The 7616-nt window shown below is 70.5% G+C and carries 5 protein-coding genes and 1 pseudogene; 2 read left to right on the top strand and 4 right to left on the bottom strand.

Annotation, left to right across the window (positions count from 1 at the left end; translation table 11 throughout):
• Positions 1-270 precede the first annotated feature (270 nt).
• Positions 271-672, top strand: a complete 402-nt coding sequence (locus KUTG_RS54255) for a hypothetical protein (protein ID WP_052395757.1) — start codon at positions 271-273, stop codon at positions 670-672.
• Positions 673-959: 287 nt separating this feature from the next.
• Here KUTG_RS54255 and KUTG_RS54250 read toward each other — a convergent pair whose 3' ends face one another.
• Positions 960-2267: a tetratricopeptide repeat protein gene (locus KUTG_RS54250; protein ID WP_052395756.1), complete on the bottom strand. Its 1308-nt coding sequence runs from the start codon at positions 2265-2267 to the stop codon at positions 960-962.
• Between the two features lie 235 nt (positions 2268-2502).
• Here KUTG_RS54250 and KUTG_RS35250 point away from each other — a divergent pair, with 235 nt between their 5' ends.
• Positions 2503-3522, top strand: a complete 1020-nt coding sequence (locus KUTG_RS35250; protein ID WP_043723037.1) for a quinone-dependent dihydroorotate dehydrogenase — start codon at positions 2503-2505, stop codon at positions 3520-3522.
• A gap of 108 nt (positions 3523-3630) precedes the next feature.
• On the opposite strand, the gene KUTG_RS35245 is transcribed toward KUTG_RS35250, so the two are convergent.
• The 3 genes and pseudogenes from KUTG_RS35245 to KUTG_RS62000 form a co-directional block, all read right to left on the bottom strand.
• Positions 3631-5619: a S53 family peptidase gene (locus KUTG_RS35245; RefSeq protein ID WP_043723036.1), complete on the bottom strand. Its 1989-nt coding sequence runs from the start codon at positions 5617-5619 to the stop codon at positions 3631-3633.
• 179 nt (positions 5620-5798) lie between these two features.
• Positions 5799-7052, bottom strand: coding sequence for a uracil-xanthine permease family protein (locus tag KUTG_RS35240; protein ID WP_043723034.1), 1254 nt, complete (start codon positions 7050-7052; stop codon positions 5799-5801).
• Between the two features lie 257 nt (positions 7053-7309).
• Positions 7310-7616 (bottom strand): annotated as a pseudogene (locus KUTG_RS62000) (hypothetical protein); the annotation flags it as partial.

The raw sequence follows: 7616 nt of genomic DNA, 5'->3' as shown, positions 1-7616 counted from the left end.
GACCGCGACCGGCGGGTTCCCGGCCGACATGGCGGTCACCCGGGATGAGCGGTTCCTGTACGTGCAGCTGGCGGCGGAGGGCAAGGTCGTCGGCTATCACGTGGAGGACGACGCCGGCCTGACCCAGGTGGCCTCGCTGGACGTGCCTCTCAGCGCGCAGGGGATCGCGGTGAGCTGAGCGGGTGACGGGGAGGCGAGGACAGCAACACCGCGTCTCGCCTCCCCGTCCCGCTGCTACCGTGGGGCGGTTGCCGTGACGAGGGGTGAGGTATGGATCCGATCCTGACTGCGATCGCCGGGGCGTTGGCCAAGGAGGCCGTGACCATCGGTGGCAAGGCCCTCGGCAAGCTGCTGCAGCGGGTGAAGGAGAAGTTCGCCAAGGACGTCGGCTCCGAGGTGGTGCTGGCCTCCGCGCAGGACAACCCGGACGACCCCAAGGCGGTGGACCTGCTGGCCCGGGTGCTGGAGGGCGCCGAGAAGGCGGATCCGGCCTTCGGCGCCGAGCTGCGGGAGCTGTGGGGCCCGGCGAAGGCGGAGATCACCGCCACCGTCAACACCATCACGCAGACCGCGGGCAGGGGCGGCGTCAACAACAGCTTCAGCGGCACCGCCAGCGGCAATGTCGTGCAGAGCGGCAACATCAAGGGCGACATCAACTTCGGTCGCAACTGAGCGAGGCATGGTCGAACCGCCCCGGGTGTGGGTGCCTGGAGCTGCGGTTCGACCTGGCGATCTCGGCCAGTCTCGGCGGCGACCTGCACGAGATACGCGGCCCCGCTGGTCATCGTCGGCCATGGCATGGGGTTCAACAAGTATCCGCCGTCGCCGCGAGGGCGCTGGTGCTCACCCATGACAAACAACTGGCCCGGCTGTCACGCTCCTGCCCCGAGGCGGCGGAGACGGCCGGGGATCCCTGGCCTGGCACGATGCGGGCCGGGTGCCGGCGGCGAAGGTGATCGTCAGCTGAGGTCGTCGACCCGTTGCCGCGCAACGGGTTCGCGCGGGTGCTCCAACACGTGCAGGATGGCGTGGGCCTTGCGGGCCTCGGCCAACGCGGCGTCACGGTCGCCGAGCTGCTCCTGGGCCTGGCTGAGCAGGCCGCGAACGACGGCCTCCTGGAACATGCGGCGCATCTCGACCATCACCTCCAGCGCCCGAGTCAGCTCGGCCAACGCCTTCGTCGGCTGGCCGGAGCGCAGGAAGGTCTCGCCGATGCTGGTGAACACTCGGCCCTCGTTGTAGCGGTCCCCCTTGTTCTGCATGTGCTTCAACGCCTCGCCGAGACCGGCGAAGGCCTCGTCGTAGCGGCCCAGCGCCGACAGGAAGCGGGCCCGGTGATGCCCGAGCAGCGCCAGCTGCTGGTCCTGCGTGGCAAGGGGAATCGCCCGCTCGATGCAGTCCAGCGCCTCGGCGTACCCGCCCAATCCGTAGTGGGCCAGGGCCAACGACTCCAGGTCGGTGGCCAGGCCCTGGTGGTGATCGGCCGGCTCGGCCGCCACCGCGGCGGCGAATTCCTCTTTGGCCGCCGCGAAATCGTCCAGCTCGTAGTGACGGAACCCGAGCTGGCACCGCATCCGCGCCTCGGCCCGCTTGTCCCCGCGCCGCACCGCCGCCCGCACGGCGACCTCGTTGACGGTCTTCCAGTCGGTGTAGAGCTTGCGGTGGAAGTACAGGCCCCACAACGCTTCCGCCAGCGCCAGCACGGCATCGTCCATTTCGGACTCGTACGCCGAGGTCGCCACCTGCACGAAGTTGGCCCGGTCCGGCTCCAGCAGGTCCATCGCCTCGGCGTCGTCGCCGTCGAGGGCCGGCACCTGCCCGTACCGCGGGCTCAACCGCCACCGCAGCGGCGAAATCGCCTGGTCGGCGGCGACGGCCCGGTCGACGTACCACCACACCATGGCCCGCAGGGCCTCCAGCTGCTCGGCCGCGCTGTCGGTGCGGTGCAGCTGCTGCAAGGCGTGCCCGAGGGCCAGCGAGTTGAACGAGTAGCGGTCGCCGTGCGCGGCCCGCAGCAGCCCGGCGTCCTCCAGGCTGTCGAGCAGCTCCGCGCCGTCCGGGTCGAGCGCATCGGCCAGCTCGCCGGCGAAGTCGGCGCCGGGATGCATGGCCAGCAGCCGGTACAGGCGCGCCGCGGCGGGCGGCAGATTCTGGTACGACACTTCGTAGATCGCCCTGCCTTCCCTGGCCATCAGCTTGAGCGCGGCACCGTCATCGGACAGTTTGCGCTCCGCCTGGCGTTCCGTCAGCCGATTGTCGGCGATCACCAGGGGCTCGACCTACGCCGTCACCGCGTCGCGCGGTCAACCGGCGCGGAACCGGCAGCTTCTCGCCCGTGGTCAGAATGAAGTCCCGGAACTGGACGACGTCGCGGGCGTTGCCGTGAAAGCAGTCGTCCACGCCCCCCAGTCACGTCGATCGAGCCTACTCCCGGCGTCACGTGCGTCACACCACCGGTGGTGGCTGTCCGTGTGCCGGCCGTGACCAGGCACGATAGGGGCCGTGGTGTACAAGCAGCTGGTCCGCAGGACGTTGTTCCGGTTCGGCGGGGGCGACCCCGAGGTGGCCCACGAGCGCACGATGAACGTGCTGCGGCGGGTCGCCGCGATGCCGCCCGTGCTGTCGGCGATGCGCGCCCGGTACGGCGTGGTGGCGCCGCGCACGGTGTTCGGCGTGCAGTTCCCGAACCCGGTGGGGCTGGCCGCGGGCATGGACAAGGACGGTGTGGCGCTGCCGGCGTGGCCGGCGTTGGGCTTCGGCTTCGTCGAGGTCGGCACCGTGACCCGGCACGCGCAGCCCGGCAACGACCGACCGCGGCTGTTCCGGCTGCCCGACAGCGAGGCCGTGATCAACCGGATGGGCTTCAACAACCGGGGGGCGCAAGCGCTTGCCGACCGCCTCGACCGGCTGGGGGCGCTGCCCGTGCCGCTGGGCATCAGCCTGGGCAAGTCCAAGGTCACGCCGGTCGAGCGGGCCGTCGAGGACTACCGGCACTCGATGCGGGTCCTCGGCCGGCACGGCGACTACTTCGCCGTGAACATCAGCTCCCCCAACACCCCCGGCCTGCGCTCGCTCCAGGACCGGGCGGCCCTCAACGAGCTGCTGGCCGGCGTGCAGGAGGAGAACTCCGACCACCGGCCGCTGCTGGTGAAGATCGCCCCCGACCTCACCGACAGCGCCATCGCCGAGCTGCTGGAGGTCTGCGGCGAGCACGACATCAGCGGCGTCATCGCCACCAACACCACGCTCGGCCGTGACGGCCTGAAGCCCGCCGACCAGGCCCGGGCCGAGGAGACCGGCGGCCTGTCCGGTCGGCCGCTGGCCGGCCGGGCGCTGGAGGTGGTTCGCTTGGTGCACAAGGAGACCGGCGGCCGCATGCCCATCATCGGCGTCGGCGGCATCTTCGACCCCGACTCGGCCCAGCGCATGATCGACGCCGGCGCCGACCTCGTGCAGGTCTACACCGGCTTCATCTACGAGGGCCCCGGCCTGATCCGCCGGATCAACCGCTCCCTGCGCTGACGTCAGGAAGGGGCCCTTCCTGACGTTGAACGTCAGGATCGGTCCCTTGATCATGCGAACGGCGCCTGCCCCAGGAGAGGAGGGCAGGCGCCGTTCGTGTGCGAAGGACTAAATCAGGCCCAGGAAGAGCAGGCCGTTGGGCGTGCCGAGGCCGGTGACGTTGTCGTAGCCACGGGTCGTCTGGATCGTCTGGTCGGTGTTGTTGAACGACCGGACGCTGCGAACGTAGCCGCCGGAGGCGTCGGTGCCGTTGACGAAGTCCACCCGGACCTCACCGGCGCCGGTGACCGGCTTGACGTCGGACACCGCGGGGGTGTGCGACACGGCCTTGTACAGCCACGGGTTGATGAAGCCGTGCCGGCCGCCGAACTGGTCGGCGACAGCCATCAGGCCGGCCATCAGCGGGGACGCGAGGCTGGTGCCGCCGATGCGGTACTGGCCGTAGCGAACGCCGTCCGGGAACGTCTGGGTGATGCCGATCAGCATGCCGGTGGTCGGGTCGGCGTCCATCGAGATGTCCGGCACGACGCGGCCGCGGTTGGCGCCGGTCTGGTTCTGCTTGGCCAGCGCGTCGGGCACGACGCCCTTCTGGTAGTTCGGCTCCGGGAACAGCACCGAGGTGCCGCCACCCGCGCCGTACAGCCACGCACCCGGCGCGGCCGGGCTCCAGGCGCCGGCGGTCAGCGTGGACTTGCCGGTGGACCAACCGGTCTCCAGCACCTTGCTGCCGTTGCGGCCGATGCCCAGGCTGGTGCCGCCGACCGCGGTCACCCACGGGCTGGAGGCGGAGAAGTCCGCGGACGGCTTGGGCAGGGCGTGGCTCTCGTCGCCGCTGTCACCGGAGGAGAAGTAGAGGCCGATGCCCTCGGCCGCGGCCTGCTTGGCGATCGACTCGAACGCCTGCACCTCGTCGGCCGGGATGTCCTCGCCCTGGTCGCCGTAGGAGTTGGAGACGATCTGCGCCTGGTTGCCGGCGACGATGCGGTTGAGGGCCTCGTCGAGCGAGGAGCAGTCGGCGCCGCCGACGTAGAGGATCTTCGCGCCGGGGGCCATCGCGTGCACGGCCTCGACGTCCAGGCTCTGCTCGCCGTACCAGCCGGAGGCGTCGCACTGCGACGGGTCCTCGGAGCCGGGGGTGGGCGGGTAGACGAACTGGCTGAACTGGGACTTGGTCAGCGGGTGCGACGGGTCGTTGCGCTTGGCGTACTCGGCGGCGTCCTGGTAGAGCGTCGGCGAGCCGAACGCGTCCACGATCGCGACGGTGGTGCCGCGGCCGTCGAGCCCGGCCCGGGCGGCGACGTCGAGCTGGCTGGCCGCGCGGAGCTGGCTCGGGGTGTAGCCGCAGACCGCGTAGGGCAGCTGCTTGCCCGCGTAGGCCGGGTCGGTGGTGTCGGTCTTCTGACCGAAGTAGTCCGAGCACGGCGTGGCGTTGACGAAGCCGGCCGGCGGCGGCGAGACCGCCGGGGACGCGGTCTTGGCCTTCGGCTGCGCGACGGCGTTCGGCGTGGCGTCGCCGGCCGCGCCGACGTGCTGCGGCTGCAGCAGCGCGGTGGCCTGGTCGATGTTCACGACGCCGGACACCAGGGACGCGACGGAGGTCGGCACGGACAGCGCCCGGTCCTGCGAACGCAGCGTCTTGCCCTTGACCTTGTACTCGCCGAGGGTGACGCCGAAGGTCTTCTGCACCTGGTCGACGGTGCCGGTGGCCGAGACGTAGGCGTTGTTGCTGGGCACGTCACCGGCGCTGAAGCCGGCGGAGCTCAGCCAACTGCGGACCGCGGAGACCGCGGCCGCGGTCGGCGCGAAGCGGGTTCGCACCTCGTCGGTGCTGAGGAACTTCTTGTACGACGCGCTGTTCGGGTCGGACACGGCGGTGGCCGCGGCCTCGAGACCGGCCTGGTCGGCCAGCTTGAGGTACACCCGGAAGGTCAGCTTGCTCGCCGTGTCGGCGTTGCCGACCTTGGCGTTCGGGTTGGCCCACGACGGGTGCGAGTCCGGGATGGCGGACTGGCCCGCCGCGGCGGCGGACGGCGCGAGGCTGGTGAAGCCGGCCCCGACCATCGCCAGCGCAAGCAGCATCGCTGGAGTTCTTCGCACGAATTTCGCCCCTTCTGAAGTCCCCGTGGCAAAAAGTCACGGGCGTAGATTTCAGCCCCGGCGCGGCATTCGGGTCCCGCAACCCCCACACCGGGTGCCGAGAAGGCTAACCCTGAGCAGAAGCTGAGGAAACAGGGAGATTTTCAATGTGATCGCGGTTTTTAACAGAACCGGTTTCGTCAGGCCCTTGCGGACTTCAGCATTCGGAGCAAGGGGTGTCCCACCACGATGAGCAATGAGCCCCAGGCTATGCCGCCCAGCGCGACGCCGCCGATGGCGACGGTCAGGTTGCCGACCCCGGCGACGAGCGCGGCGCCCGCGATCATCAGGTTCACGGGATTGGAAAGATCAACCCGATTGTCGAGCCAGATCCGCACGCCGACCAACGCGATCAGGCCGTAGAGCAGAACCATCGCGCCGCCGAGCACGCCGGTGGGCATCGTGTTGAGCAATGTCCCGAATTTCGGACAAAACGACAATACGATCGCGCTCACGCCGGCCACGGCATAGGCGGCGGTGGAGTAGACCTTCGTCGCCGACATGACGCCGATGTTCTCCGCGTACGTCGTGGTGCCGGAACCGCCGCCGATTCCCGCGAGTGCGGTCGACAGCCCGTTGGCGATCAACGCGTCGCCGACGCTGCCGTCGAGATTGCGTCCGGTCACGGAGGCGACCGCCTTGACGTGGCCGACGTTCTCGGCCACCAGAACGATCACCACCGGCAGCACCATGAGCACCACGTTGGGCCGCAGTTCCGGGCCGGTCAGCTGGGGGAAGCCGAACCAGGCGGCGTTGGCGACGTCGTCCAGCCGGGCCGCGCTCAGCCCGCCGGTCAGCGCCGCCACGATCCAGCCGGCGAGCACGCCGATCAGCACCGACGCCCGCGAGAGCAGGCCGCGACCGAGCACCCCGCAGAGCAGGATCACGGCCAGCGTGAACACCGCGAGCCCGGGCTGGTCCTGGAAGTTGTGGGTGGCCGACGGGGCGAGGTTCAGCCCGATCAGCATCACGACGGCACCGGTGACCACCGGCGGCATCAGCGACTCCAGCAGCCGTACGCCCAGCGCCTTGACCGCGACGCCGACGAACACCAGCAGCACGCCGGTGGCCAGCACGCCGCCGAGCTGGGCCGGCAGGCCCTCCAGCCGGGAGGCGGCCAGCGGTGAGATGAACGCGAACGAGGAGCCGAGGTAGCTGGGCACCCGGTTGCGCGTGACCAGCAGGAACAGCAGGGTGCCAAGGCCGGAGAACAGCAGCGTGGTGGAGACCGGGAAGCCGGTGCTGGCCGGCACGAGCACGGTGGCGCCGAACATGGCGGCGACGTGCTGGAGGCCGAACCCGACGGTCAGCGGCCAGCTGAGCCGCTCGTCCGGGGCCACCACCTCGCCGTCCGACACGCGGCGGCCGTCGCCGTGCACGGTCCACAACGCCACGTCAGACCTCCCCGTGGGCCCCTGGCTCGCCCGAAGGCTCGGCTACACTGCCGCCCCGATACTGCCACGGCGGGTAGCGGTCTCGGCTAGATAACAAACTGATAATCACACATTTGCCTGAAGAATCTCCACCGGCCCGCACAATGTGTCGGCAGATGTGTCACATAGAGTCACAGAGCACGCGAAGGCGAGGGAGTGTCCGCCCGGACGGCGCAACGGCGGGGGGAACCGATCAGCGGAGCCGCCGGTCATCCCGCTCAGCCGGCGCTGCTGGGCCCGGACAGCTCCCGCAGCGCCGAGGCCAGGCCGGACAGCCGGTCGCTGGCGTCGAGCAGGGCCTCGTTGGGCGACACCGGGTTGCTGGCGATGACCGCCTGCCCGGCCGTTCCGATGAGCGCGACATAGCCGTCCAGGCCCTCTTCGAGGCGGCGGCTGAGATCGGTGATGCCCAGCTCCAGCGGCCCGCGCTGGGCCAGCGGCGCGATGTCTCGGGCCCGCTCCACGGCCGTCAGCTGGGCGGCGACGGCCCGCAGGGCGGTGGCGGCCTCCTGCGCGGACTCCTGG

Origin of the sequence: Kutzneria sp. 744, assembly GCF_000568255.1 — a bacterium.
Classification (GTDB): Bacteria; Actinomycetota; Actinomycetes; order Mycobacteriales; family Pseudonocardiaceae; genus Kutzneria.
This window is presented reverse-complemented; position numbering and strand designations above follow the sequence as displayed.